21 protein-coding genes are annotated in these 25,818 nt (G+C 73.7%); 7 read left to right on the top strand and 14 right to left on the bottom strand.

The window, feature by feature from the left end; genetic code table 11:
- Positions 1 to 89: 89 nt before the first annotated feature.
- A complete protein-coding gene (sepH, locus tag K7472_RS20110) occupies positions 90 to 1,199 on the top strand; it encodes a septation protein SepH (RefSeq protein ID WP_222979888.1) in 1,110 nt (369 codons plus the stop codon).
- 87 nt (positions 1,200 to 1,286) lie between these two features.
- Here the strand turns inward: sepH and K7472_RS20115 are convergent, their stop codons facing one another.
- Complete coding sequence (locus K7472_RS20115; protein ID WP_222979889.1) at positions 1,287 to 2,114, bottom strand: sulfurtransferase; 828 nt, start codon at positions 2,112 to 2,114, stop codon at positions 1,287 to 1,289.
- A gap of 262 nt (positions 2,115 to 2,376) precedes the next feature.
- Between K7472_RS20115 and K7472_RS20120 the strand changes: the two genes are divergently transcribed.
- Positions 2,377 to 3,153, top strand: a complete 777-nt coding sequence (locus K7472_RS20120) for a VOC family protein (RefSeq protein WP_222979890.1) — start codon at positions 2,377 to 2,379, stop codon at positions 3,151 to 3,153.
- Between the two features lie 95 nt (positions 3,154 to 3,248).
- Here K7472_RS20120 and K7472_RS20125 read toward each other — a convergent pair whose 3' ends face one another.
- From K7472_RS20125 to K7472_RS20140, 4 genes are all read right to left on the bottom strand, one after another.
- Positions 3,249 to 3,893: a thymidine kinase gene (locus K7472_RS20125; protein ID WP_222979891.1), complete on the bottom strand. Its 645-nt coding sequence runs from the start codon at positions 3,891 to 3,893 to the stop codon at positions 3,249 to 3,251.
- Between the two features lie 71 nt (positions 3,894 to 3,964).
- Positions 3,965 to 5,167, bottom strand: a complete 1,203-nt coding sequence (locus tag K7472_RS20130) for an alkaline phosphatase family protein (RefSeq protein WP_222979892.1) — start codon at positions 5,165 to 5,167, stop codon at positions 3,965 to 3,967.
- Positions 5,167 to 5,760 (bottom strand): DUF5998 family protein, encoded by a 594-nt coding sequence (locus K7472_RS20135; RefSeq protein WP_109446778.1) that lies wholly within the window; start codon positions 5,758 to 5,760, stop codon positions 5,167 to 5,169. The genes K7472_RS20130 and K7472_RS20135 overlap by 1 nt, the downstream gene beginning before the upstream one ends.
- Positions 5,761 to 5,811: 51 nt before the next feature.
- The gene (locus K7472_RS20140) at positions 5,812 to 8,589 is read right to left on the bottom strand and encodes a bifunctional acetate--CoA ligase family protein/GNAT family N-acetyltransferase (RefSeq protein ID WP_222979893.1); all 2,778 of its coding nucleotides are present in this window, start codon (positions 8,587 to 8,589) and stop codon (positions 5,812 to 5,814) included.
- Between the two features lie 168 nt (positions 8,590 to 8,757).
- Between K7472_RS20140 and K7472_RS20145 the strand changes: the two genes are divergently transcribed.
- Positions 8,758 to 9,045, top strand: a complete 288-nt coding sequence (locus K7472_RS20145; RefSeq protein WP_222979894.1) for an HPr family phosphocarrier protein — start codon at positions 8,758 to 8,760, stop codon at positions 9,043 to 9,045.
- 91 nt (positions 9,046 to 9,136) lie between these two features.
- Here the strand turns inward: K7472_RS20145 and K7472_RS20150 are convergent, their stop codons facing one another.
- Both K7472_RS20150 and K7472_RS20155 read right to left on the bottom strand, forming a co-directional pair.
- Positions 9,137 to 10,525: a M16 family metallopeptidase gene (locus K7472_RS20150; RefSeq protein WP_222979895.1), complete on the bottom strand. Its 1,389-nt coding sequence runs from the start codon at positions 10,523 to 10,525 to the stop codon at positions 9,137 to 9,139.
- Positions 10,525 to 11,892, bottom strand: a complete 1,368-nt coding sequence (locus tag K7472_RS20155; protein WP_222979896.1) for a M16 family metallopeptidase — start codon at positions 11,890 to 11,892, stop codon at positions 10,525 to 10,527. Before K7472_RS20155 ends, K7472_RS20150 begins: the two co-directional genes overlap by 1 nt.
- A 295-nt stretch (positions 11,893 to 12,187) precedes the next feature.
- Here K7472_RS20155 and K7472_RS20160 point away from each other — a divergent pair, with 295 nt between their 5' ends.
- Both K7472_RS20160 and K7472_RS20165 read left to right on the top strand, forming a co-directional pair.
- The gene (locus K7472_RS20160) at positions 12,188 to 14,641 is read left to right on the top strand and encodes a DNA gyrase/topoisomerase IV subunit A (protein WP_222979897.1); all 2,454 of its coding nucleotides are present in this window, start codon (positions 12,188 to 12,190) and stop codon (positions 14,639 to 14,641) included.
- 157 nt (positions 14,642 to 14,798) lie between these two features.
- Positions 14,799 to 15,719: a ferredoxin family protein gene (locus K7472_RS20165; RefSeq protein WP_222979898.1), complete on the top strand. Its 921-nt coding sequence runs from the start codon at positions 14,799 to 14,801 to the stop codon at positions 15,717 to 15,719.
- On the opposite strand, the gene K7472_RS20170 is transcribed toward K7472_RS20165, so the two are convergent.
- From K7472_RS20170 to K7472_RS20180, 3 genes are all read right to left on the bottom strand, one after another.
- Positions 15,716 to 16,813, bottom strand: a complete 1,098-nt coding sequence (locus K7472_RS20170) for an ABC transporter substrate-binding protein (RefSeq protein WP_222979899.1) — start codon at positions 16,811 to 16,813, stop codon at positions 15,716 to 15,718. The genes K7472_RS20165 and K7472_RS20170 overlap by 4 nt on opposite strands.
- Positions 16,814 to 16,899: 86 nt before the next feature.
- Positions 16,900 to 17,781, bottom strand: a complete 882-nt coding sequence (locus K7472_RS20175) for an ABC transporter permease (RefSeq protein ID WP_222979900.1) — start codon at positions 17,779 to 17,781, stop codon at positions 16,900 to 16,902.
- A complete protein-coding gene (locus K7472_RS20180) occupies positions 17,781 to 18,716 on the bottom strand; it encodes an ABC transporter ATP-binding protein (RefSeq protein WP_222979901.1) in 936 nt (311 codons plus the stop codon). Before K7472_RS20180 ends, K7472_RS20175 begins: the two co-directional genes overlap by 1 nt.
- Before the next feature lie 214 nt (positions 18,717 to 18,930).
- On the opposite strand from K7472_RS20180, the gene K7472_RS20185 reads away from it, so the two are divergent.
- Positions 18,931 to 20,754, top strand: a complete 1,824-nt coding sequence (locus K7472_RS20185) for an ATP-binding protein (protein WP_222979902.1) — start codon at positions 18,931 to 18,933, stop codon at positions 20,752 to 20,754.
- The gene (locus K7472_RS20190; RefSeq protein WP_222979903.1) at positions 20,751 to 21,461 is read left to right on the top strand and encodes a response regulator; all 711 of its coding nucleotides are present in this window, start codon (positions 20,751 to 20,753) and stop codon (positions 21,459 to 21,461) included. The genes K7472_RS20185 and K7472_RS20190 overlap by 4 nt, the downstream gene beginning before the upstream one ends.
- A gap of 24 nt (positions 21,462 to 21,485) precedes the next feature.
- Here K7472_RS20190 and K7472_RS20195 read toward each other — a convergent pair whose 3' ends face one another.
- The 4 genes from K7472_RS20195 to K7472_RS20210 form a co-directional block, all read right to left on the bottom strand.
- The gene (locus tag K7472_RS20195; RefSeq protein WP_222979970.1) at positions 21,486 to 23,126 is read right to left on the bottom strand and encodes a monocarboxylic acid transporter; all 1,641 of its coding nucleotides are present in this window, start codon (positions 23,124 to 23,126) and stop codon (positions 21,486 to 21,488) included.
- A gap of 11 nt (positions 23,127 to 23,137) precedes the next feature.
- Positions 23,138 to 23,560 (bottom strand): DUF485 domain-containing protein, encoded by a 423-nt coding sequence (locus K7472_RS20200; protein WP_372457998.1) that lies wholly within the window; start codon positions 23,558 to 23,560, stop codon positions 23,138 to 23,140.
- Between the two features lie 166 nt (positions 23,561 to 23,726).
- Positions 23,727 to 24,632 carry a response regulator gene (locus K7472_RS20205; protein ID WP_222979905.1) on the bottom strand — a complete coding sequence of 302 codons (906 nt, stop codon included), beginning with the start codon at positions 24,630 to 24,632 and terminating at the stop codon, positions 23,727 to 23,729.
- Positions 24,632 to 25,816, bottom strand: a complete 1,185-nt coding sequence (locus K7472_RS20210; protein WP_252395944.1) for a sensor histidine kinase — start codon at positions 25,814 to 25,816, stop codon at positions 24,632 to 24,634. Before K7472_RS20210 ends, K7472_RS20205 begins: the two co-directional genes overlap by 1 nt.
- Positions 25,817 to 25,818 lie beyond the last annotated feature (2 nt).

A 25,818-nucleotide genomic window follows, 5' to 3' on the forward strand; every position in this document is an offset into this window, starting at 1 on the left:
AAGGTCCCCGACACGCCGGGGAAGTCGGCAAGGTTGTGGCAGGCAGCAGTCGGGCAGGCCACACTCGTTCTTCGGGAGCAGCGACGCACGTGACGTCGGCAGGCACCACCCGGGAGGTCCCCATGCCCGATCTGCGTGTCGTGGCCGTCAGCAACGACGGCACACGACTGGTGCTCAAGGCTGCGGACAGCACGGAGTACACGCTTCCGATCGACGAACGCCTGCGTGCCGCCGTGCGCAACGACAGGGCGCGCCTCGGGCAGATCGAGATCGAGGTGGAGAGCCACCTCCGCCCCAGGGACATCCAGGCCCGGATACGAGCGGGTGCCTCCGCGGAAGAAGTAGCCCAGCTCGCCGGAATCCCGGTGGAGCGGGTGCGCCGGTTCGAGGGACCGGTGCTGGCCGAGCGGGCGTTCATGGCCGAGCGGGCCCGCAAGACGCCGGTACGGCGGCAGGGCGAGAGCACCGGACCGCAGCTGGGCGAGGCGGTGGCCGAGCGGCTGCTGCTGCGCGGCGCCGAGAAGGACAGCGCGCAGTGGGACTCCTGGCGGCGCGACGACGGCACCTGGGAGGTGCTGCTGGTCTACCGGGTCGCGGGCGAGCCGCACTCGGCGAGCTGGACCTACGACCCGCCGCGCCGTCTGGTGCAGGCGGTGGACGACGAGGCCCGCGCGCTGATCGGCGAGACCGCGCCGGAACAGCCCGAGCCCAGCTTCCCGTTCGTGCCGCGGATCGCCAGGCTGCCCAGGGACCGGCCGCTGGACCGTGCGATGGACCGCCAGCTGGACCGCCCGGAGCGGGTCGAACGCGGTGAGCGGACCGATGAGCGCGCCGAGCGCGTGGAGCGTGCCGAGGAGGACCGCGACTCGCTGACCAGCCTGCTGGAGGCGGTGCCGAGCTTCCGCGGCGACATGGTGGTGCCGTCGGCGCCCGCCCCCGAGCGGGAGACCCCGGCGGTGGCGGAGGACGACGAGGAGACCGAGGCCCAGGAAGCGGCGCCGCCCGCCCCGGCGGCCAGCGCGGGTGCCGGTTCCGCCTACGCGGACGTGCTGATGCCGCGTTCGGTGGCGGGCCACCGCGACCGCCTGGTCGGCACCACGGACCGGCAGGCCGAGGCGGACGGCGTCCGGCCGGGCCGCCGCGCCACGGTGCCGAGTTGGGACGAGATCGTCTTCGGCAGCAGGCGCAAGAAGGAGTAGCGCTCCGGCAGCGCTCCGCGAGGGGCGCTGACGACGGCGTTCCAGGAGGGGCGGGTCCGCACGGGTGCGGGCCCGCCCCTCCTGCCGTCAGCCCCGCGCCGCGCCGGTGGCGACCGGACGCGTGCCGCCGTGGGTCCACTCGCTCCACGAGCCCGCGTACAGCGCCGCCGGGACGCCCGCGATCGCCAGGGCCAGCACCTGCTGGGCCGCCGAGACGCCGGAGCCGCAGTAGACGCCGACCTCCGCGTCGGGGGTGGCGCCCAACGCCGTGAAGCGCTCGGTGAGTTCGGCGGCGGGCCGGAAGCGACCGTCGGCCGCCAGGTTCTCCGAGGTGGGCGCGCTGACCGCGCCGGGGATGTGGCCGGCGACCGGGTCGATGGGCTCCACCTCGCCCCGGTAGCGCTCCCCCGCGCGCGCGTCCAGCAGGAGCCCGCGCCGGGCGAGCGCGGCGGCCTGGTCGGCGTCGAGCAGCGGCACGGCGCCCGGCCGCGGGGTGAAGTCGCCGGGCTCGGCGGTCCGTTCGCCGGTCTCCGACTCGCCGTCCCAGGCGGCGAGTCCGCCGTCCAGCACCCGTACGTCCTCGTGCCCGGCCCAGCGCAGCATCCACCAGGCGCGGGCCGCCGCCCACCCCTTGTCGCCGTCGTAGACGACGACCGGCCGGTCGTCGCTCACTCCGGCCCGGCGCATCGCCTCGGCGAACACGGCGAGTTCGGGCAGCGGGTGGCGGCCCGAGGCGCCGGGCTCGCCCGCGAGTTCGGTGTCCAGGTCCACGTAGACCGCGCCGGGGATGTGCCCCGCCTCGTACTGCGGTCGTCCCGGAGGGCCGCCGAGCTGGTAGCGCACGTCGAGGACGGCGGGCCGCAGCGTCCGGAAAGCGTCGCTGCGGAACTCCGTTACGGAGATGATGGGATCCATGGCACTCATTGTGTCCCCAGTGCGCCCTACGGATCACGCCGTACGAGCAGGCACGGGAAAACCGGCTGTCCGGCTGATCGTCATCCCCCGTCAACGGCCGTGATGCGGACAGGACATGCCCAATCGGGCATTCTCCTTCCCTGGTGAGGCGAATCCGGCGCGGCCGGGGTCCGCCCCGCTCCCGGCGGTGCCACCATCGTCTCGGCCCGTCCGCCGCTCCATCCGTCGTGCCCCATCCGTCGTGCGAGGAGAGACAACCGACATGACCGAGGTTCCGGCCCGGCGTTCCCCGGGAGCGCCATGCTGGGTCAGTCTGCTGACGCGCAGCCTGCCGGTGGCGCAGGAGTTCTACAGCGGCCTGTTCGGCTGGGAGTTCCAGCACGGCCCGATGCACTTCGGGCCGTACGTACGTGCCGTGCTGGACGGCGAACTGGTCGCCGGGATCGGCGAGAACCCGGGGGGCCGCGCGCTGCCGGTGTCCTGGACGACGTACCTGTCCACCCTCGACGCCGACCACACCGCCGAGCTGGTCCGCGACTGCGGCGGCACGGTGGCCGTGGGTCCGCTGGACGCGGACGACGAGGCGGGCCGGATGGCGATCGCCATGGACCCCGAGGGCGCGGTGTTCGGCGTCTGGCAGCCGCTGACCCATCTCGGGGTGGGCGTGTGCGGCCGGCCGGGCACGCTGGGCTGGAACGAGCTGGTGACCCGGGAGACCACGGGCCTGGGCAAGTTCTACGCGGCGGTCTTCGGCTTCGAGCCGCAGCGGGCGGACGGCGTGGACGTCGACCACCTCACGCTGCGGCTCCAGGGCGTGCCGGTGGCCGGGGTGCGGGGTCTCGGCCGGGCGCTGCCGCGCGATCTGGGGGCGCACTGGATGACGTACTTCGAGGTGGACGACCCCGACGCGGCGGCGCGCCGGGCGGCGGAGCTGGGCGGGCGGGTGCTGAGCGGGCCCGAGGAGTCGGTGCGCGGCCGCACGGCCGTGGTCCGCGACCCGGAGGGCGCGGTCTTCGCGCTGCTGAGAACCAGACGCTGACGCGCGCGGCCCTCGGGTCCGCGGCCCGTCGCGGCGTTCACTTCTCCGGCAGGCCCGACACCGCGCTCACTTCTCCGGCAGCCCCGGCACCGCGTTCACTCCACCGGCAGGACGTCCGGGGAGAGCGCGGCGGCGCGGGCCGCGGCGGCGGTCATGCGGCGGGTGTGGTGGCGGCGGCACAGCACCTCGTAACCCACCTCGTGCTCGGCCTGGTTGACGTCCCCGACGACCACCTGGGCGCCCTCGACGACCATCCGGCCGCCGACCGTGCGGGCGTTGTGCGTGGCGCGGGCCCCGCACCAGCACAAGGCCTCGACCTGCAACACCTCGATGCGGTCGGCGAGTTCGACCAGGCGCTGCGAGCCGGGGAACAGCCGGGTGCGGAAGTCGGTGGTGATCCCGAACGCGAAGACGTCGATCTCCAGGTCGTCCACCACCCGGGCCAGCTGGTCGACCTGGTCGGGGGTGAAGAACTGCGCCTCGTCGGCGATGACGTAGTCGGCCCGGCCGCCGCCGGACAGGTGGGCCACCAGGTGGGCGTAGAAGTCGAAGCCGTCGGCCGCCTCGACGGCTTTGGTGAACAGGCCGAGCCGGGAGGACAGCACGCCCGAGCCCGCCCGGTCGTCGCGGGTGAAGATCATGCCGCGCAGGCCGCGCGCCGAGCGGTTGTGCTCGATCTGGAGCGCGAGGGTGCTCTTGCCGCAGTCCATGGTTCCGCAGAAGTAGACCAACTCGGACATGGGGCAGCCACGAGCCTTTCTGGACAGGGGAGTTGACGTGGGTCGCGCGGGCCGGGCGGCGGCCGTTGGCGTCAGGTGCGGACTTCCAGCAGCGGGACCAGCTGCTCGACCGGGGCGAGCGAACCGTGCAGGCCGACCATCGCGGACTCCCCCGGCTCACTGCGGGAGGCGATCACCGCGACCTCGTCGTGGGCGACGGCGACCACGTCGCCGATCCGGCCGAGCACCCGCTCGTCCACCCGCGGCCCGAACCACCCCGCGTCCACCGCCTGTTGACGGGTGGCGACCCACATCCGGTCGCCCAGCACCTCGCTCCACACCGCGTGCACGTCGGCCGCGGCGCCGGGCACCGCGTAGACGTGCCGGGCTCTCGCCTCGCCGCCGAGCAGCGCGACGCCCGCGCCCAGCTCCCAGTCGTCGTCGAAGTCGATCCGGTCCTCGGGCGCGATGTCGATCATGCCGTGGTCGGCGGTGACGTACAGGGCGGAACGCGGCGGCAGTTGCTCGGCCAGCCGCTCGGCGAACCGGTCCACCCGCATCAGCTGCCCGCGCCAGGCGTCGGAGTCCACTCCGTAGCGGTGGCCCATGCCGTCGAGTTCGCTGTAGTACGTGTAGACCAGCGCGCGGTCGTCCGCGCCGAGGCGCTCGGCGGCCAGGTCCATCCGCTCCTCGCCCGACAGCCTGCCGAAGAACGTGCCGCCGGACAGGGCGATCTTGGTGAGCGGGGTGTGCTCGAAGGCGGGCGCGGAGACCTGGCAGGTGGCCACGCCCGCCGCGTCGGCCAGCTGGAAGACGGTCGGGTAGGGCTGCCAGGCGTACGGGTCGGTGTACGGCTGCCAGCGCAGCTGGTTCATCAGCCGCCCCTCCCCCGGCACCGCGACCGTGTACCCGGCCAGGCCGTGCGCGCCGGGCGGCAGGCCGGTGCCGACCGAGGCGAGCGAGGTGGCGGTGGTGGACGGGAAGCCCGCGGTGAGCGGCTGCCCGGTGCCGCCCAGCGACCCGGCCAGCAGCGAGGTGAGGAACGGCGCCTCGTCGGGGTGGGCGCGCAGCAGCTCCCAGCCCATGCCGTCCACCAGGAAGACGCAGACCCGGTCGGCAGGCTCCAGGGCGAGCGCGGTGTCCGGCACGCCCGGCACGCCGAGACCGGCGGCGACCGAGGGCAGCAGGTCGGCGAGGGCGGCGGCGCCGTAGCGCGGAGCGGGCGCGGTGCGGATGTCCAGGGGCTCGGGGTCCTGGCCGTACCCGTGCCCGGCCGGGGCGGACGGACGGGTCATCAGCGCTGCGCCGGGGCGCTGGTGGTCGCCTCGGAGAGCGCCTGGGCGAACGCCAGCGTCTGGCGGACCGCCTCCTGGCCGTCGCCCGCCTCGCTGACCCGCAGCGACAGGTCGTCGGCGGTGGAGGAGCCGGTGTAGCCGTGGTCCGCCTCGCAGTTGGGGTCGCCGCAGGCGGCGGGCTCCAAGTCGAGGCGGCTGACGGCGCCCCAGCCGATGGTCAGCACGACCTCGCGGGGCAGCGTTCCCGGGGTGTACGCCTCCGGGTTGGCGACCACCCGGCTCACGACCACCGACGAGATCCGGCCGATCTTCACCGACTCGGTCGAGGTGGTGGCGTACGGGGTGGGCGAGGTGTCGTCGGCGCCCTGCTCGTCGGTGTGGCTGACGAGGAAGCGGGTCGGGGTGAGGACCAGCACGGTCACGTGCCGCCGGACCTCGTTGGCGTCGAAGGTGGTCTCCTGGTTGACGAGGTACGCCACCACCGCTTCCCCGCCGACCGAGGCCTCCACGGCCTCCGCCACGAGGGCCGGGTAGTAGCCGCTGCGCTCGATGGCCGCGCGCAGCCCCTGGGTCGTCGTACCGGTCTTCGCCATACGCACCATCTTAGTGTCGGACCGCCCGCTGCCGGTCCGGCGCGTCACAGCTCAGAGCGACGACAGCGCGCGGGGGCCGAGGTCGCTGCGGGCCGGGGGGTGCGCCAGCCGGACGGTGGCGCCGAGCACGGTGACCCCCTCGCGGGCCACCACCACGGGTTCCAGGGCGAGCGAGACGACCTCGGGCAGGTCGTCCACCAGCCGGGAGACCCGCAGCAGCAGGTCCTGCAGGGCGTCGGTGTCGGTGGGTTCCGAGCCACGCCAGCCGAACAGCAGCGGCGCCGCCTTGATCGAACGGATCAGCTCGGCGGCGTCCTTGTCGGTCGCGGGCACCAGCCGGTGCGCCACGTCGCCCAGCAGTTCGGAGGCGGCGCCGGCCAGGCCGAAGGAGAGCACGGCGCCCGCGCCCGGGTCGACCGCGGCGCGCACCACGGTGTCCACGCCGCGCGGCGCCATCGCCTGCACCACCGGCAGCACCTCCCGCGCCGGGCCCAGCCGCCGCGTCAACTCCTCGTACGCGCGCCGCAGTTCGGCCTCCGAGGCCAGGTCGAGGCGGACGCCGCCGAGATCGGCGCGGTGCCGCAGGTGCGGGGCGGTCGCCTTGAGCGCGACCGGGTAGCCCAGCCGTCCCGCGGCGTCGACGGCGGCGTCGGCGTCGGAGGCGGGCAGCGCGGTCAGCACCTCGACGCCGTACCGGCCGAGCAGCGCGCGGGCCGCCTCGTCGTCGAGGGTGACGCCCTGCCCGACCCCGTCGTGGCCCGCGTCCAGCAGCCGTTCCACGTCCTCGCGGGCGGCGTCGGGGTCGATGGGGTCGACGCCTTCGAACTCCGGCAGCAGTCCCGGCTCCCGGGCCGCCTCGCGCCAGGCCGCGTACCGCACCGCCTCCGCCAGCGCCTGCACCGCGCGTTCGGCGGCCGGGTAGGCGGGCAGCCGCACGGAGGCGCCCGCGTCCGCGTCGCCCGCCAGGCGGTGGGCGAGGCCGTCCAGGGTGAGGTGGACCACGACGACCGGCTTGGCGGCGCCCTCGGCGGCGGTCAGCAGCGCCCGCGCCAGCTGCGGGTCGTCGGCGGCGTCCGGGTCGGCGGCCGGGTCGCGGGCGGCCGACGCGCCGACCCGGGGGATGGCGGTGACCAGGACGGCGTCGACCTCGTCGTCGGCCAGCGCCGCGGTGAGGGCGGCGTGGAAGTCGGCCGGGGAGGCGGCGGTGGTCAGGTCGCGCGGCGGGGCGGGGCGCAGGCCCGCGGTGAGGGCGACGTCGTAGGCGATCAGGCCGAGCGACTCGGAGTTGCCGAGGATGGCGACCCGGCCGCCGGCCGGCAGCGGCTGGTGGGCCAGCAGCAGCCCGACGTCCAGCAGTTCGGTGACCGCGCCGACCCGGATGACGCCCGCCTGCCGGAACAGCGCGGAGACGGTGGCGTCCGGGATGCGGCTGATCGGCACGGTGTGGCCGGGCGGCAGGCTGCCGGAGTGCCGGGCGCCCTTGACCACGACGACGGGCTTCGCGGCGGCGGTGCGGCGGGCGAGCCGGGTGAACTTGCGCGGGTTGCCGATCGATTCGAGGTACATCAGCACGACGTCGGTGTGCGGGTCGTCGTGCCAGTACTGGAGGAGGTCGTTGCCGGAGACGTCGGCGCGGTTGCCCGCGGAGACGAAGGTGGAGACCCCGGCCAGGCCCGCGCCCCTGCGGTGCAGTCCGGACAGCAGGGCGATGCCGATCGCGCCGGACTGGGTGAACAGCCCGAGCCGTCCCGGGGCGGGTGTCTCCGGTGCCAGCGAGGCGTTCAGCCGCACGTCGGCGGCGGTGTTGAGGACGCCGAACGCGTTGGGGCCGAACACCCGCATCCCGTACGACCTGGCCTGGCGGACCAGGGCGCGCTGGCGGTCGCGGCCCTCGGGCCCGGACTCCGCGTAGCCGCTGGCGATCACCAGCAGGCCCTGGACGCCGTGCGTGCCGCAGTCCGCGACCGCGTCCGGCACCCGGTCGGCGGGGACGCACAGCACGGCGAGGTCGACCGGTTCACCGATCTCGCCGACCGAACGGCAGGCGGGCACCCCTTCGGGCTCCAGGCGGGCGGGCGGCGGGCCGAAGTGCGGGTTGACGGCGTGCACGGTGCCGGTGAACCCGGCGTCCAGCAGGTTGCGCAGGACGGTCCGGCCGACGCCGCCCTCGGCGCGGCCGGTACCGATGACGGCGACCGACCGCGGGGCGAGCAGCCGTTGCACTGAGCGGGCCTCGGCGCGCTGTTCGCGGGCACGCATCACGGCGACGGACGCCTCGGTGGGCTCCAGGTCGAGTTCGAGCCGCACGACGCCGTCGGTGAAGCTGCGGTGCGCGGTGTACCCGGCGTCGGTGAAGACCTTGATCATCTTGCGGTTGGCGGGCAGCACCTCGGCGTCGAAGTGCCGGATGCCGCGTTCGCGGGCGACGGCCGCGATGTGCTCCAGCAGGGTGGAGGCGACGCCCCGGCCCTGGTGGGCGTCCTGGACCAGGAACGCGACCTCGGCCCGGCCGCCCTCCTCGGTGGCAGGCGCGCCCCGCTCGTCGAGGCGGTCGTAGCGGACGGTGGCGATGAACTCCCCGCCCACGGTGGCCGCGAGCCCCACCCGGTCGACGTAGTCGTGGTGCGTGAAGCGGTGCACGTCGCGGTCGGACAGTCGCGGGTAGGGCGCGAAGAAGCGGTAGTACTTCGACTCGTCGGAGACCTGTTCGTAGAAGCTGACCAGGCGCCCCGCGTCGTCGGGGGTGATGGGACGGATGTGCGCGATGCCTCCGTCGCGCAGCACCACGTCGGCTTCCCAGTGGACCGGGTAGCTCACGGAGGTCTCCATGAGCGCAAGGGTAGGCCGCGCTCCCGGCCCCCGCCCCCACCGGCCGGTCGGGACGCGGCCCGTGCCGTGCGGCCGACCTACGCTGGGTGGACGGAGCGCTTCCGCGACCGTGATATGACTGGTCTAGACAACGTAAGGCATCGCAGAACTTCCAGAAGGGTCACCACCATGGCTGAGCGCCGCGTCAACGTCGGCTGGGCCGAGGGCCTGCACGCCCGCCCCGCGTCGATCTTCGTCCGCGCCGCGACCGCCGCCGGTGTGCCGGTGACGATCGCGAAGGCCGACGGGAACCCGGTCAACGCCGCCTCGATGCTGGCCGTGCTCAGCCTGGGCGCGACGGGCGGCGAGGAGATCGTGCTCGCCACGGACAGCGACGCCCCCGAGGCCGACGTGGCGCTCGACCGGCTGGCGAAGCTGGTGGCCGAGGGCCTGGAAGAGCTGCCCGAGACGGTCTGACCGGCACGCGGCCGACCGGCCCCTTCAGAAGCGCGAAGGCGGCGCCCCCTGGACGTGGGGGCGCCGCCTTCGTCCTTGTTCTGCCGGGCGGTCAGCCCTTGACGACGCTCACCGGGCCGATGCCCAGCGCCTCGACCGGCTCGCGGATCGCCGACGCGTCGCCGACCAGCACCACCACCAGCCGCTCCGGCGCGAAGGCGTTGACCACCGCGGCCGTCGCCTCGACGGTGCCGGTCGCCGCCAGCCGCTCGTACAGCCGCGCCTGGAAGTCGTCGGGCAGGTGCTGTTCGACCTGCTCGGCGAAGGTCGCCGCGACCGCGGCGGCCGTCTCGTACTTCAGCGGCGCGACGCCGACGAGGTTCTGCACCGCGACGTCGCGCTCCTCGTCGGTGAGCCCGCCCTCGGCGAGGGTGCGCAGCACCTTCCAGGCGTCCTCCAGCGCGGGCCCGGTGACCTCGGTGGCCACCGAACCGCTGATCGCCAGCAGCGACGCCCCCGTGCCGTCCGGCGCCGAGCGCAGCACCTGCGCGAAGGCCCGCACGCCGTACGTGTAGCCCTTCTCCTCGCGCAGCACCCGGTCGAGCCGCGAGGTGAGCGTGCCGCCCAGGCAGTAGGTGCCGAGCACCTGCGCGGGCCAGGCCGCGTCGTGCCGGTCGGGCCCGGTGCGGCCGATCAGCAGCTGGGTCTGCACCGCGCCCGGGCGGTCCACGATCACCACGCGCGCGGTGTCGTCGGCCACGATCGCCGGCACCGGCCGGGCCGCGCCCGCCTCGGCGGTCCAGGCGCCGAGCGTCTCGCCCAGCACCGCGGCCAGGTCGATCCCGGTCAGGTCGCCGACCACGACGACGGTGCCGGTGGAGGGCCGCACGTGGGCCTCGTAGAACGCGCGGACGGCGGCGGCGTCGATGCGGGCGACGGTCTCCTCGGTGCCCTGCCGGGGCCGCGACATGCGCGAGTCGGCCGGGAACAGCTCCTTCGACAGGGTGACGGCGGCCCGGCGCGCGGGGTTGGCCATCTCGTGCGGGATCTCGTCCAGCCGGTTGTTGACCAGCCGTTCGACCTCGTCGTCGGGGAACGCGGGGGCGCGCAGCGCGTCGGCGAGCAGCCCGAGCGCCTTGCCCAGCCGGGAGGCGGGCACCTCGAGCGACACCTCGACGCCCGGGTGGTCGGCGTGCGCGTCGAGCGTGGCGCCGCAGCGCTCCAGCTCGGCGGCGAACTCCTCGGCGGTCAGCGTGTCGGTGCCCTCGGAGAACGCCCGGGACATGATGGTGGCCACGCCGTCCAGGCCCTCGGGCTCGGCGTCCAGCGGCACGTCGAGCAGCACCTCGACGGCGACGACCTGCTGGCCGGGCCGGTGGCAGTGCAGCACGGTCAGGCCGTTGGCCAGGGTGGCGCGCTCGGGGGCGGGGAAGGCCCAGGGCTTGGGCTGCCCGGCCTGCGGACGCGGGTGCAGCGTCATCTCGGTGGCGGTCTCGGTCATCAGGCGTCCTCGCCCTCTTCCTCGATGGGGTCCACGACCGGCGCGTCCGGTTCCTCGCCCGCGGCGTCGCCGCCGGTCGGCTCGTAGACCAGCACGGCGCGGTTGTCGGGACGCAGCCGCCGCGCGGCCACCTCCCGTACCTCCTCGGGCGTGACCTTCAGGACCCGCTGGACGGCGGTGAGCGCCAGCTGCGGGTCGCCGAACAGCACGGCGAACCGGCACAGTTCGTCCGCCCGGCCGCCGACAGTCGCCAGCCGGTCGAGCCACTCGCGTTCCAACTGCGCCTGGGCGCGCTCCATTTCGGCGGGGGTCGGGCCCTGTTCGGCGAAGCGGGCCAGCTCCTCGTCGACCGCCGCCTCGATGGCCGTCACCTCGGCGCCGGAGGACGCCTTGACGTCCAGCCAGCCCATCGACGGCGCGCCCGTCAGCCGCAGCATGCCGAAGCCCGCGCCGACGGCCGTGCGGTCGCGCCGGACCAGGCGGTTGTGCAGCCGGGACGACTCGCCGCCGCCCAGCACCGTCAGCGCCAGGTCGGCGGCGTCGGCCTCGCGGGTGCCGTCCTGCGGCAGCCGGTAGGCGGCCATCAGCGCGCGCGAGGGCACGTCCTCCTCGACGACCTGGCGCAGTTCGCCGCCGATCACCTCGGGCAGCGAGCCGTCGCGCGGCGCGGGCTTGCCGTCGTGCCCGGGGATCGAGCCGAAGTACCGCTCCACCCACTCCAGCGTCCGCCGCGGGTCGATGTCGCCGACGACCGACAGCACCGCGTTGTTGGGCGCGTAGTACGTGCGGAAGAACGCCCGCGCGTCCTCCAGCGAGGCCGCGTCCAGGTCGGCCATCGAGCCGATCGGGGTGTGGTGGTACGGGTGGCCCTCGGGGTAGGCCATGGCGGTCAGCCGCTCGAACGCGGTGCCGTAGGGAACGTTGTCGTAGCGCTGGCGGCGCTCGTTCTTGACGACGTCGCGCTGGTTGTCCAGGCTCTCCAGGTCGAGCGCGGTGAGCAGGCTGCCCATCCGGTCGGCCTCCAGCCACAGGGCCAGTTCCAGCTGGTGGGCGGGCATGGTCTCGAAGTAGTTGGTGCGCTCGAAGCTCGTGGTGCCGTTGAGCGAGCCGCCCGCGCCCTGCACCAGCTCGAAGTGGCCGTTGCCGGACACCTGGGCGGAGCCCTGGAACATCAAGTGCTCGAAGAGGTGGGCGAGTCCGGTGCGGCCCGCCACCTCGTGGCGCGAGCCGACGTCGTACCAGAGGCATACCGCGGCGACCGGGGTCAGGTGATCCTCGGAGAGCACCACCCGCAGCCCGTTGGCGAGACGGTGCTCTGTCGCTGTCAGGCCGCCGGATCGTGCCTCCGGCGTGGCCGTGTGACCCATGGGCAAGCTGTCCTTCCGGTCGCGAAGTCGGTAGAAGGCCCACTCTAGGCAAGCGGAGGGCCACCTTGCGAAGTTCCTCCCCGCGGACACGGGTACGACGGGTCGAGGTCGGCACTGTCGGTGCGGCGGTCCACAATGGAGCCGGTCGGATCCCGGCGCCCGATCCGCGTCCCGTCCGGCCCCGCCCGCACCGCCGGTACTGTCCGTACTGTCCGCACCCCACGGTCCGTACCGCCCGTACCGCCCGTACTGTCCGCACCCTGTCCGTACCGTTCGTCCAAGGAGCAGCCGCGCGATGCCCCGCCGCAGCACGAAGACCCCGCCTCCCGACGACTTCGAGGAGCGCATCCTCGACATCGACGTCGTCGACGAGATGCAGCGCTCCTACCTGGAGTACGCCTACTCGGTCATCTACTCGCGCGCGCTGCCCGACGCCCGTGACGGCCTCAAGCCGGTGCAGCGCCGGATCATCTACCAGATGAACGAGATGGGCCTGCGCCCCGACCGCGGCTACGTCAAGTGCGCCCGCGTCGTCGGCGAGGTGATGGGCAAGCTGCACCCGCACGGCGACGCCTCGATCTACGACGCGCTGGTGCGCATGGCGCAGGGCTTCTCCATGCGCATCCCGATGGTCGACGGCCACGGCAACTTCGGCTCGCTGGGCAACGACGACCCGCCGGCGGCGATGCGGTACACCGAGTCGCGGATGGCGCCCGCCGCCATGCTGATGACCGACTCCATCGACGAGGACACCGTCGACTTCGCGCCGAACTACGACGGCCAGGAGCGCGAGCCGATCACGCTGCCCGCCGCGTTCCCCAACCTGCTGGTCAACGGCGCCTCCGGGATCGCGGTCGGCATGGCGACCAACATGGCGCCGCACAACCTCGGCGAGGTGATCGCGGCCGCCCGCCACCTGATCCGGTACCCCAACGCGGACCTCGACGCGCTGATGCGGCACATCCCCGGCCCCGACCTGCCCACCGGCGGCCGGATCGTCGGCCTGTCCGGCATCCGGGACGCCTACGAGACCGGGCGCGGCTCGTTCAAGATCCGCTCCACCGCGGTGATCGAGAACGTGACCGCCCGCCGCAAGGGCATCGTGGTCACCGAACTGCCCTTCACGGTCGGCCCGGAGAAGGTCATCTCCAAGATCAAGGACCTGGTCGGCGCCAAGAAGCTCCAGGGCATCGCGGACGTCAAGGACCTCACCGACCGCCAGCACGGCCTGCGCCTGGTCGTCGAGGTCAAGAACGGCTTCAACCCCGAAGCGGTCCTGGAGCAGTTGTACAAGCTGACGCCGATGGAGGAGTCCTTCGGCATCAACAACGTGGCGCTGGTGGACGGCCAGCCGCTCACGCTGGGGCTGAAGGAGCTGCTGGAGGTCTACGTCGACCACCGCTTCGACGTGGTGCGGCGGCGCAGCGAGTTCCGGCGGACCAAGCGCAGCGACCGGCTCCACCTGGTCGAGGGCCTGCTCGTGGCCCTGGTCGACATCGACGAGGTCATCCGCCTGATCCGCTCCAGCGAGAACTCCGCGCAGGCCAAGGAGCGCCTGATCGAACACTTCTCGCTGTCGGAGACGCAGACGCAGTACATCCTCGACACGCCGCTGCGCCGGCTGACGAAGTTCGACCGGCTGGAGCTGGAGTCCGAGCGCGACCGGCTGAACGCGGAGATCGCCGAGTTGACGCGGATCCTGGAATCGGACGCGGAGCTGCGCAAGCTGGTCTCCGGCGAACTGGCCGACGTGGCCAAGAAGTACGCGACGCCGCGACGCACCGTCCTGCTGGAGGCCGCGGGCACCCCGGTCGCCGCCGTGCCGCTGGAGGTCTCCGACGACCCGTGCCGGGTCCTGCTGTCGGCGACCGGGCTGCTGGCGCGCACCGTCACCGCGGAACTGCCGGACCCCGGCGCGGACGGCAAGCGCAGGAAGCACGACGTCGTGGTCTCGGCGGTGCCCGCGACCACCCGGGGTGACGTGGGCGTGGTGACGTCGGCGGGACGGCTGCTGCGGGTGACGGTGATCGACCTGCCCGCGCTGCCCGACACCGCCGCGGCGCCGAACCTCGCGGGCGGCGCGGCCGTCACCGAGTTCGTCTCGCTCGCCGACGACGAACGCGTGCTGGGCCTGTCGACGCTCGACGAGTCCTCGCCGGGCCTCGCGCTCGGCACCGAGCAGGGCGTGGTCAAGCGCGTGGTGCCCGACTTCCCGGCCAACAAGGACGAGTTCGAGGTCGTCTCGCTGCGCGAGGGCGACCAGGTGGTCGGCGCGGTCGAACTGCGCACCGGCGAGGAGGACCTCGTCTTCATCACCGACGACGCGCAACTGCTGCGCTACCCGGCGGGCCAGGTGCGGCCGCAGGGCCGTCCGGCGGGCGGCATGGCGGGCATCAAGCTCGCGGAGGGCGCCAAGGTGATCTCGTTCACCGCGGTCGACCCGGCGGCCGACGCGGTGGTGTTCACGGTGGCCCGCTCCGAGGAGACGCTGGACGGCGCGGCGCAGGCCGGGGCGAAGCTGACCCCGTTCGACCAGTACCCGCGCAAGGGCCGGGCCACCGGCGGCGTGCGCTGCCAGCGGTTCCTGCGCGGGGAAGCGGGGCTGGCGCTGGCCTGGGCGGGCGCGACTCCGGCACGGGCCTGCGACGCGAGCGGCTCCCCGGTGGAGCTGCCGGAGGCCGACCCGCGCCGCGACGGCTCGGGCCTGCCGCTGCCGAAGCCGGTCGCGACGGTCGCGGGACCCGCGTAGGGAGCGGTCGGCTTCGAGGAGCGGGGCGCGGTCGGGGCGGGTCGTCGGGGGGGCGGGTCATCCGGGCGGGCGGGTCGTCGGTGGGCGAGGCGGGCGCGACCGCCGGTCGGGTGACGCGAGGGGCGGGCGGGGCGCAGGTGAGATTAGGCTCACCTGTGTGAGCACGTGCGCAGCCTTCTCCCGCGACCTGGCGGAACCGCCTGCCGCGACCGCGTCCCCGGCCCGCACCTGGCTGCTGGTCGAGCAGCCGGGACCGTGGGGCGCGAAGGCGCTCACCGCCAGCCACCTGGGTCGACGGCTGGGCCGCGCCCTGGAGGACGCCGCGTCCGGCACCGGGGTGCGCGTCGCGCTGATCCGCCGCCCCGGGCCGCACGCCGACCACCACCGCCCGCGCCGCCGGGTCTACGCCTGCCACACCGTGCCCGGCGCGGGCTGGCTGCGCTCGGCGGAGCTCGCCGAGCCCGGTGAGCTGCTCGACCTGGACCTGACGCGGCTCGGCGCCGGTGCGCACGACGGCTTCGGCACGCCGTACGACGGGGAGCCGCTGGCCGCGGTGTGCACCAACGGCAAGCGCGACCGCTGCTGCGCGCTGCTCGGCCGCCCGCTCGCCGCCGAACTGGCCGCCGCCGGGCTCGGCGACATCTGGGAGGTCACCCACCTCGGCGGCCACCGCTTCTCGCCGACGATGCTGGTGCTGCCGTACGGGTACGCCTGGGCGCGGCAGGACGCGGCGTCCGCGAAGGGCGTACTGGAGGCGGTCCGCGACGGCCGGGTCGTGACCGACCGCTGCCGGGGCCGCTCCGCCTGGGAACGGCCGGGCCAGGCGGCCGAGTTGGCGGTGCGCGAGCTGACCGGCGAGGACCGCGCCGAGGCGCTGGACGTGCGGCGCTGCGTGGAGACGGCGTACGGGTGGAGCGCGTCGGTGGCCCACGTCGACGGACGCGTGTGGACCGCCGAGGTCGAGCGCCGGGCGGCCGGGTCCGCGCGCCCGGAGAGCTGCGGCGCGGTGCCCGGCAACCCGGCGCTGATGGCGGTGCGTTCGCTGCGCGCCGCCGACGTGCGGGTTCCCCCGCGTTAACGCGTCGGCGTCGCGGCCTTCGTGGACGTGCCGGCCTTCGTGGACGCCCCGGCCTTCGTGGCCTTCCTGACGAACGCGTCGGTGTAGGTCTTCGACACGTCGACGCTGTGTCCCTTGACCGTGGGGTCCCAGGCGGACAGCACGCCCAGCACGGTCCTCGGCCCGTCGGCGGGCATCAGGCCGGTCGGCGAGTACATGCCCTTCTCCTCGGCGAGCGCGGCGGTGTAGACGGCCTTGCCGACGCCCGCGTAGTAGGCGGCGGGCATCTTGTCGGTGATCTGCGCCGCGCTGTGCGACCGGATCCAGTGCAACGTGTCCACCAGGGCGTCGACGAGCTTCTGCACGACCTGCGGGTTCTTCTGCACGTACGCCGTCGTCAGGTACAGGCAGGACGCCGGGTAGGTGCCGCCGAGCGCGGCCCTGGTGCCCTGTGCGGTGCGCAGGTCCACCAGCGGCTTCGCCAGGCCCTCGCTCTCCAGCACGGAGATGGTCGGTTCCGTCGTCATGCCCGCGTCGATCTGCTTGTTGCGCATGGCGGCGACGAAGGTGGAACCGGCGCCGACGGCGACCGAGGTGGTGTCGGAGGGCTTCACGCCGTCCTTGGCGGCCAGGTACTCGGTGAGGAAGTTGGTGGACGAGCCGAGTCCGGTCACCCCGAGTTTCCTGCCCTTGAAGTCGGCGGGCGACCTGACGTCGGACGCCTCGTCGGAACGCACCATCTCCACCTCGCCGGGCGCCTGGAGCAGTTGCACCACGGACTCGATCGACTTGCCCTTGGACCGCAGGTCGATGGTGTGGTCGTAGAAGCCGACCACCGCGTCCTGCTGCCCGGCGAGCATGTCGGTCTCGGCGTCCACGCCGGCCGGTTCGTCGGACAGCACCGCGTCGATGCCCTGCGCCGTGAAGTAGCCCAGCCGCTGGGCCAGCATGAGCGGCAGGTAGATCTGCTTGTCGATACCGCCGACCATGATGCGCACGGTCGCCTCGCCCGAGGCGTTCTCGGGCGCGGTGCGCGCGCCGCCCCCGGCGCAGCCGGACAGACACAGGGCGAGAGCCGTACAACAGGCGGCGGCGAGACGGGACGTGCGGGCCACGGTGGGCCTCCTCGGAGGGTGGGCGGAGTGAACGGGGTTGTGGTGAGGGCACGTTCGCCGTACGCGGTCGGGCGCGCGGCGGGCGGTCACAGTCCGGTCGAGCCGGACAGCGCGGTGGGGCGCCAGCGCAGGACGCGCCGTTCGAAGCGGGTGATGAGGAACTCGGCGGCCAGCGCGAGGACGGCGATGACGAGGATGCCCGCGTAGACGCCGTCGGCGTTGAACTGGCCCTGCGCCTGCTGGATGAGCTGTCCGAGCCCGGCCTGTGCGCCCAGCACCTCGCCGACGATCGCGCCGATCAGGGCGAACCCGAACGCCGCGTGGAGCGAGGCGACGATCCAGGTCATCGCGGACGGCACCACGACCCGGCAGGTCACCTGCCACTCGGAGGCGCCCAGCACGCGGGCGTTGTCGATCAGGTTGCCGTCGACCTCGCGGGTGCCCTGGAAGGCGTTGAAGAAGACCGAGAAGAAGACCAGGACGACGGCGAGCGCGACCTTGCCGGAGGGCCCGAGGCCGAACCAGATGATGAACATCGACCCGAGCACGACCCGCGGCACGGCGTTGCCCGCCTTGATGAACGGCGCCATCACCTCGGCCAGCGCCCGCACCCGGCCGAGCGCCACGCCGAGCACCACGCCCGCGACCACGCCGATCACGAAGCCGAGGACCGTCTCCTGCATGGTGACGGCGATGTTGTGCCAGATCGATCCGGACGCCGTGCCGTGCTCGAACCAGGTCCTCAGCTGGCCGACGACGCCGGATGGCGATCCGTAGGTGAAGCTGTCCAACACCCCGCGTGAGGCGCCCAGTTGCCAGCCGCCGAGGACCAGGGCGACCAGGACGAACTGGACGCACAGCACGAGCAGCCCGCGCAGGCGGCGCCGGGACCTGGCGGCCCGCAGCAGTTCCGCCTCGGAGGGTTCGTCTGCGGGGACCTCGGCGGGCGCGGTGGCGAGTTCGGACATCAGTGCACCTCGGCGTCGTCGGAGGGAGTGGTGGCGGGCTCGGAAGGGGCGCTGAAACCGGTGGCGGTGGTGGCGGTCGCCGGGGAGGGAGTCGCGTCCTTCGTGGGTGCGCCCGGGTCCGCGCCCGCGCTGCGCGCGTAGGCGAGCCGCACCTCGTCGCGCAGGCTCGTCCAGATCCGCTCGTACAACGCGACGAAGCGCGCGTCGAAGCGGATCTCCTGGACCCGGCGCGGGCGGGGCAGATCGATGGTGAAGGTGTCCTTGACGGTGCCGGGGCCGACCGTGAGCACGACGACCTTGTCGGCGAGCGCGATCGCCTCCTCCAGGTCGTGGGTGACGAAGACGACCGCGGGGCGGGTCAGTTCCCACAGGCCGAGCAGCTCGTCCTGGACGATCTGCCGGGTCTGCACGTCCAGCGCCGAGAACGGCTCGTCCATGAGCAGGATCTCCGGCTCGTTGATCAGCGTCTGGGCGAGCGCGACGCGTTTGCGCATGCCGCCGGAGAGCTGGTGCGGCAGCCGGTCCTCGAAGCCGGACAGCCCGACGCGCCGCAGCCAGTCGCGGGCCCCGGCCACCGCGTCGCGCCGGGACACGCCCCGGAAGCGCGGCCCGGCGGCGACGTTGTCGAGCACCGTCCGCCACGGGAAGGCCGCGTCGGTCTGGAACATGAAGCCGACCCGCCGGTCCAGCGAGGTCACCGGCTCACCGTGCAGCAGCGTCCGTCCCGCGGAGGCCGCCTTCAGACCGGAGATGAGGGAGAGGGTGGTGGACTTGCCGCAGCCGGTCGGCCCGACGACGGCGCAGAACTCCCCCGGGGCGACCGTCATGTCCAGGTCGTGCAAGGCGGTGTGGACGCCGCCGGACGGCGTGCGGAACCGCTGGGTCACCCCTCGCAGCTCGATCGCGGGAACCGCGTCGGTCGTTGTCGCGTTCACTTGGGTAGCCGCCTCACGTCGTTCCTGTGTCGCCGTCGCCCCGCCGGTGGTCGTGACCGTTCCGGTGGTCGTGGCGAGTGACCGTAGGCGGCGGGGGCCGGGCCGACGAGGCTTGCGCGCGTTGCGCGGGTTCACCGCGTTCCCGCGGGTTCTGCTCGTTCTGCTCCCGGTCGCGGGGGTGGGCACGGCGGGCGCGGCCGTGCACAATCTGCCAATGCCCCTGCGCACCCCGGGCCGCGCGATGCCCTGGTCACGCGGCCGCAACCGCAAACCGTCGGGCGGCCGCAACCGCAAGCTGTCGGCCCGCATCCTCGCGGCCCAGCTGGCCATCCTCGGCCTGACGGGCGCGGTCGGCTTCGTCCTGCTCGCGTTGGCCCAACGCGCCCAGCTCGACCGGCAGTACGAGAACGAGGCGCTGGCCATCGCGTGGAGCACGGCCGCCGAGCCGCAGATCCGCGACGCGATGGAGTACGGCGGCGGAGGCGACGTGGTGCAGAGCGTGGCGGAACGCATCCGCAGGACCTCCGGCGCGTCCTACGTGGTGGTCACCGACCTCGACGGCATCCGCTACTCGCACCCGAATCCCCGGCTGCTGGGCAAGTCCGTCGGCACGCCGCTGGCCATCCTGGACGGCAAGCCGCACGTCGGCATCGACCACGGCACCCTGGGCCACGCCGCCAACGGCAAGGTCCCGCTGTACGGCCCGACGAACACCCTGGTCGGCGAGGTGTCCGTGGGCATCGAGGAGAGCCGGGTCTTCGGCCAACTGCGGAGCGAGCTCCCCGTTTTCGCCCTGTATGTGGGCATCTCCCTGGCGGTCGGCGTGGCCGCCTCCTCCTTGCTGGCGCGGCGGCTGAAGCGCTCCACGTTCGGCCTGGAGCTGGAGGAGATCACCGGGCTGCTCCAGGACCGCGAGGCGATGCTGCACGGCATCCGGGAAGGGGTGATCGGCTTCGACCGGCAGGAGCGGATCACCGTGATCAACGACGAGGCCCGGCGGCTGCTGAGCCTGGGCACCGCGCTGGGCACCCGGCTCGACGAGGCGCTGCCGGACGGACGGCTGCGGCGGGCGCTGGGCGGCCAACTGGCCGACGGCAGCGAGACCGGTGCCGACCTGACCGTGCTGACCGACCGCCACTGCCTGGCAGTCAACCGCCGCCCGGTGACCCTGCGCGGCCAGGAGCTGGGCGCGGTGGTGACCGTTCGCGACCGCACCGAACTGGTCGGCCTGCTGCGGGAGCTGGACTCGGTACGCGGCCTGACCGACGCCCTGCGCTCGCAGCAGCACGAGTTCTCCAACCGCATGCACACCCTGGCCGGGCTGCTGGAACTGGGCGAGTACGCGTCGGCCCTGGAGTTCGCGGTGGAATCGGCGGGCGCCGAACCCTCGCTGGCGGAGTCGGTGCGCGAACGCATCGGCAACCCGCTGATGGTCGGCCTGGTGATGGCCAAGACCACGGTGGCGGCGGAACGCGGCGTCCGGCTGGAGCTGACCGAGGACTCCCGGCTGAGCGAGGAACCGCCGCACCTGAACCGGCTGTTGACCATCGTCGGCAACCTGGTGGACAACGCGGTGGAGGCGGTCGCGTCGGGCGGCTCCACGGGCGCGTCGGCGGGCTCGGGTCCTGGCGGCGGCGCCTCGGGCGCCTCGGCGGGCGGTTCCGGTCCGGGTGAGGTGCGGCTGTCGTTGGTCGAGTCGGCCGCAGACGTGACGCTGACGGTCGCCGACAGCGGCCCCGGCGTTGCCGAGGCGGCGCGGGAGCGGATCTTCGAGGACGGCTGGTCGACGAGCCCCGATCGCGGGACCGTGCGGCGCGGCCTCGGGCTGGCCCTGGTGCACCGGCTGGTCCAACGGCACGGCGGCACGATCACGGTGAGCGAGGGGGCAGGAGCGGTGTTCACGGTGAGGCTGCCGGTGGCGGAGGGGGAGGCGGGGTCGCGGTCGGAGTCGGCGGGACCGGGGGCAGCGCGGTCGGAGGCGGCGGGGCCCCCGTCCGCGCGGGGCATGGTCGGGTCGGGGAGAGGGGCTGACCGATGACGACGGACGACGCGGCGCCGATCAGGACGCTGGTCGTCGAGGACGACTTCCGGGTGAGCGGCATCCACGCCGCGTATGTCAGCCGGGTCGCCGGTTTCGAGGTCGCCGGGCAGGCCGCGTCGGTCGCCGCCGCGCTCGCCGCGGTCCGCGAACTGAGCCCCGACCTGCTGCTGCTCGACGTCTACCTGCCGGACGGCTCCGGCCTGGACGTACTGCGGCGGCTGACCGACGAGGCGGGCGGAGGGCGTCCCGACGCCGTCATGACCACGGCCGCCCGGGACGTGGCCTCGGTCCGCTCGGCGATGCGGCTGGGCGCGGTCGGCTACCTGGTCAAGCCGTTCGGCTCGGCCGCCCTCGCCGAACGCCTGGGCGCCTACCGGGATCTGCGCCGCCGGATGGACGCGCTGGAACCGGGGGCGGAGGCCGACCAGGCGGACGTGGACGCGCTGTTCAGCGCGGCGCGACCGGCCCCGCTGCCCGCGGTCCCGGCCAAGGGGCACTCCGCGCCGACCCTGGCACTGGTACGGGACGCGGTGCGGGCGGCGCGACGTGACCTGTCGGCGGCTGAGGTGGCCGAGGCGACCGGCGTCTCCCGGGCGACCGCGCAACGCTATCTGTCCTACCTGGTACGCGAGGGCCTGGCCCGCCTGGAACTGCGCTACGGCACGACCGGCCGCCCCGAACACCGGTACCGCGCCGGGGCCTGACCACCCTCGGCGCGCGGCGGTGCGTCACACCGCGCCCGCGCCGGTCAGCGACCGCACCTCCAGCTCCGCGTACCGCCCGGCGTCGGCCCGCTCACCGGGCAGCACGGTGCCCAGCCAGCCCGCCAGGAAGCCCAGCGGGATGGAGACGACGCCCGGGTTCTGCAACGGGAACCAGTGGAAGTCCGCGCCGGGGAAGATCGCCCCCGGCGTCCCCGACACGACCGGCGAGAAGACCACCAACACGACTGCGGGGACCAGTCCTCCATAGATCGCCCAGACCGTGCCCCGGGTGGTGAACCGGCGCCAGAAGAGGGTGAACAGCAGAGCGGGCACGTTCGCCGAGGCGGCCACTGCGAAGGCCACGCCGACCACGACCGCGGTGTTCAGCCCCTGGGCGAACAGCGTCAGCACGATCGCGACCGCGCCGATCCCGACCGCCGCGAACCGTGCCACCCTGACCTCCTCGCGTCCGCCCGGCTCCGCCTCGCGACGCCGCAGCCCCGCGTAGAGGTCGTGCGCCACGAAGGCCGAGGAGGTCAGCGTCAGCCCGGCGACGACGGCGAGGATGGTGGCGAAGGCGATCGCCCCGACCACGGCGAACAGCACGGTGCCGCCGGTCGACCCGGACCCGCCGCCCAGGTCGAGGGCGAGCAGCGGTACGGCGGTGTTGCCCGCCGGATCCGACTCGCGCACCGCGTCCGAGCCGACGACGGCCGAAGCGCCCAGCCCCAGCACCATCGTCATCAGGTAGAACACCCCGATCAGCCCGACCGCCCACACCGCCGACCGGCGTGCCGCTCGCGCGGTCGGCACCGTGTAGAACCGCGCCAGGATGTGCGGCAGCCCCGCCGTCCCCAGCACCAGCGCGAGTCCGAGACTGACGAAGTCCAGCCGGTTGGTCCACGACCCGCCGTACTTCAACCCCGGCCGCAGATAGGCCGATCCGTGCCCGCTGCCGTCGGCCGCCGCGCGCAGCAGGTCGTTGACGTCACCGTGGAAGCGGAGCAACACCAGCACGGTGAGCGCCACGGTCCCGCCGAGCAGCAGCACCGCCTTCACGATCTGGATCCAGGTGGTGGCCCGCATCCCGCCGAACGCCACGTACACCACCATCAACGCGCCGACCCCGACCACGCTCCACGCCCTGGCGTATCCGCCCTGGTCGCCGAGGAGCAACGAGACCAGGCTGCCGGCGCCGACCATCTGCGCCACCAGGTAGAGCACCGCCACCGTGATCGACGAGGTCCCCGCCGCGATCCGCACCGGCCGCTCGCGCATCCGCGCCGACAGCACGTCGGCCAGCGTGAACCGACCGCAGTTGCGCACGAGTTCGGCCACCAGCATCAGCACCCCGAGCCAGGCGACCAGGAACCCGATCAGGTAGAGGATGCCGTCGTAGCCGTAGAGCGCGATGAGCCCGGAGACGCCCAGGAACGATCCCGCGGAGAGGTAGTCCCCGGAGATGGCGAAACCGTTCTCCATGGGCGAGAACATCCGTCCCCCGGAGAAGAACTCCTCCGAGTCGCTCCTACGGCGCCCCACCCACACCGTGATCGCCAACGTCACCACGACGAACACCGTGAACAGCGTCATCGCCAGCCCCTGGTGCTCCGTCGCCGACGCGGCCAACGGGTGTGCCGCGACCGCGCCGCCGCGCCCTGTCATCGGCGCGCCGCTCACCGGACCCGCTCCTGGGTGTCCCACCGCAGCTCCAGCGCCGCCCGGTCCCGCCGCAACCGCGCATGCCGCGCGTACGCCCACGTCAGCAGGAACGTCGTGCCGAACTGCGCCAGCCCCGCCACCATCGCCACGTTGACCGCGCCGTCCACCCGCCGCGCCATCAGCCCCGGCGCCATGGTCGCCGTCAACAGATACGCCAGGTACCAGACGAGGAACGCCGCCGACGCCGGGAACGCGAACCGCCGGTACCGCCTGCGCACCTCCCGGAACGCCTCCCCCGCCTGCACCTCCTGATAGACCCCGGTACGCTCCGGCGGTTCGGGACGCGGCGGTTCCTGCCACGGACCGACGTCGAGAGCCGCCGCCCAGGGGTCCTCCACCCCGAGCCGGGTCCCCCGCGCGCCGTCGTGAACGTCCACAGTGAATCTCCTTGAGCCGCACGCCGATCGGCCACTGGCCATGGGTTGGCCAGTGGCCATGTGCGCCCAAGAATGGACAGAACGGAACTGGCGTCTCACGCGGTTGCCGAAACGTTCACCCCATCAGGTGACGCCCTCCCGGAACCGGCCCGCCGCCGAGCCCGAGTCACTCCCCGCCGCTGCCCCGCGCCGGGTTGATCCCCTGCAGATAGGCGTACCGCACCGCCTGCGCCCGGTCCCGCACCCCGGTCTTCGCGAACAGGTTGTTGATGTGCGTCTTGACCGTCGCCCGGCTGACGTAGAGCCGCGCCGCGATCTCCGTGTTGGACAGCCCGTCCGCCACCAGCCCCAGCACTTCGGCCTCCCGCGCGGTCAGCCCGTCCGGCAACTCCGCCGCGTCAGGCTGCGGTTGGGCACCGGCCCCCGGCTCGGCAACGGCGCTCGCGTCGGCACGGACGCGCTCGGCGTCGGCACTCGCGGAGTCGGCGCTCCCGGAGTCGGCGGGGTCGGCCGCGCCCGTAGTGCCGGAGCCGCCGAACTGGCGCGCCTTCCGCCCGGTCGAGCCTCCGGCGTCCGCCGCGGACTCTGTCCAGCCGCCACCGCCGGGGTCGACGGACGCCGCGGTACCGAAGGACGCCCCCTGCTGCGACAACCGCTCCAGCAACCGCCGCTGCACCTGCGGCGAGAGCCCCGCCTGCCCGGCCACCACGTCCTCGATCGCCCGGAGGATCTCGTCGCTGCTCGCGTCCTTCGTCAGATAGCCGCGCGCCCCCGCCTGCAACGCCGGGAAGAGCGAGTCGTCGTCTCCGAACGTCGTCAGCACCACCACCTGCGTCCCAGGATGGTCCCTGCGAATCCGCCGGGTCGCCTCCGCCCCGTCGCACCTGGGCATCCGCAGGTCCATCAGCACCACGTCCGGCGCCGTCTCCGCCACCAGCCGCACCGCCTCCTCCCCGTCTCCCGCCGCCCCGACCACCTCCAGCCCGGGCAACAGCCCCAGCAGCGTCACGATGCCCTCGCGGACCACCGTCTGGTCGTCCGCCACCACCACCCGCACGACTCGCCCGCTCATCACGCCGGCACCCGCAGACGCACCACGAACCCCTCCTCGGCCGGTCCCGCCTCCAGCGTCCCGCCGAGCAACTCGGCGCGTTCACGCATTCCGAGCAGACCGTAACCCGCTCCGGAGGCGCTCAGTCCGTTATCCACAGGCTGACCGCCGAAGTCCCTCACCTCCAATTCCACCTCCCCCGGCAGATAGTCGAGCCGCACCGCCACCGTCGCTCCCGGCGCGTGCTTGCGCGCGTTGGTCATCGCCTCCTGCGCCACCCGTCGCACCGCGAACCCGGCCTCGGCGGGCAACTCCCTTCGCTCACCGTCGACACTCAGCCGCGCCCCTTCGGACTCCACCAGCTCCCGCAGGAACTCCTCCGCCGGCGTCATCTCCCCGCGCAGGGCGGACAGTGCCTGCCGCGTCTCGGCCAGCCCCTGCCGTGCCATCCGGCGGGCCGCGACCACCCGGTCGAGGACCTCCTCACGCTCTCCGCCGCGCTCGATGAGCAGTCGCGCGGCCTCCAGATGCACCATCTGCGCCGACAGGCTGTGCGCCAGCACGTCGTGGATCTCCCGCGCGATCCGTCCGCGCTCGCGCAACGCCGCCGACTCCGCCTCGGCGGCCCGCGCCGCCCGCTCCTGCGCCAGCATCCGCTGGGTGTTGCCCCGGGCCTCCGCGTCGAGCCGCATCACGTAGCCGACCAGGCAGATCCCCACGACGGACAGCCCCTTGTTGAGCCCGCTGTCCGTGTTTCCGACGATCACATAGGAGCCAAGGGTGCCCGCGGTGACCAGCGCGGCCGCGGCCAGGGGCAGTCGCTCGATCGCTATCACCGCGCAACCGCACCACAGCACCGTCGCCACGACCTCCGCCTGGGCAGACTTGGCCAGGTAGGCGGCGCCGATGAGCAGCGCCGCCATGGCGACCGACTGCCAGAGCCGATGCCCCAGCGTGTAGTGGATCAGCCCGTAGACGATGATTCCGGTGAGGAGCACGGCGGCGACCAGCATCAGCATCGACCACGTACCGGCCGTCTGCCGTTGGGTGACGGCGTCCCACACGAGGGCCGCCAGCACCGCCAACCGCATCAGCCAGGCCAGGCCGCGCTGCGTCGCGGACCGGCCCTGCTTCTCCAGCGCCTCCCGCGAGGGCCACTGCGTCCAGAAGCTCAGCCCCACGTAGGCACCCTTCGCTCCGACCATCG

Origin of the sequence: Streptantibioticus parmotrematis (assembly GCF_019890615.1) — a bacterium.
In the GTDB taxonomy this organism is placed as follows: domain Bacteria; phylum Actinomycetota; class Actinomycetes; order Streptomycetales; family Streptomycetaceae; genus Streptantibioticus_D; species Streptantibioticus_D parmotrematis.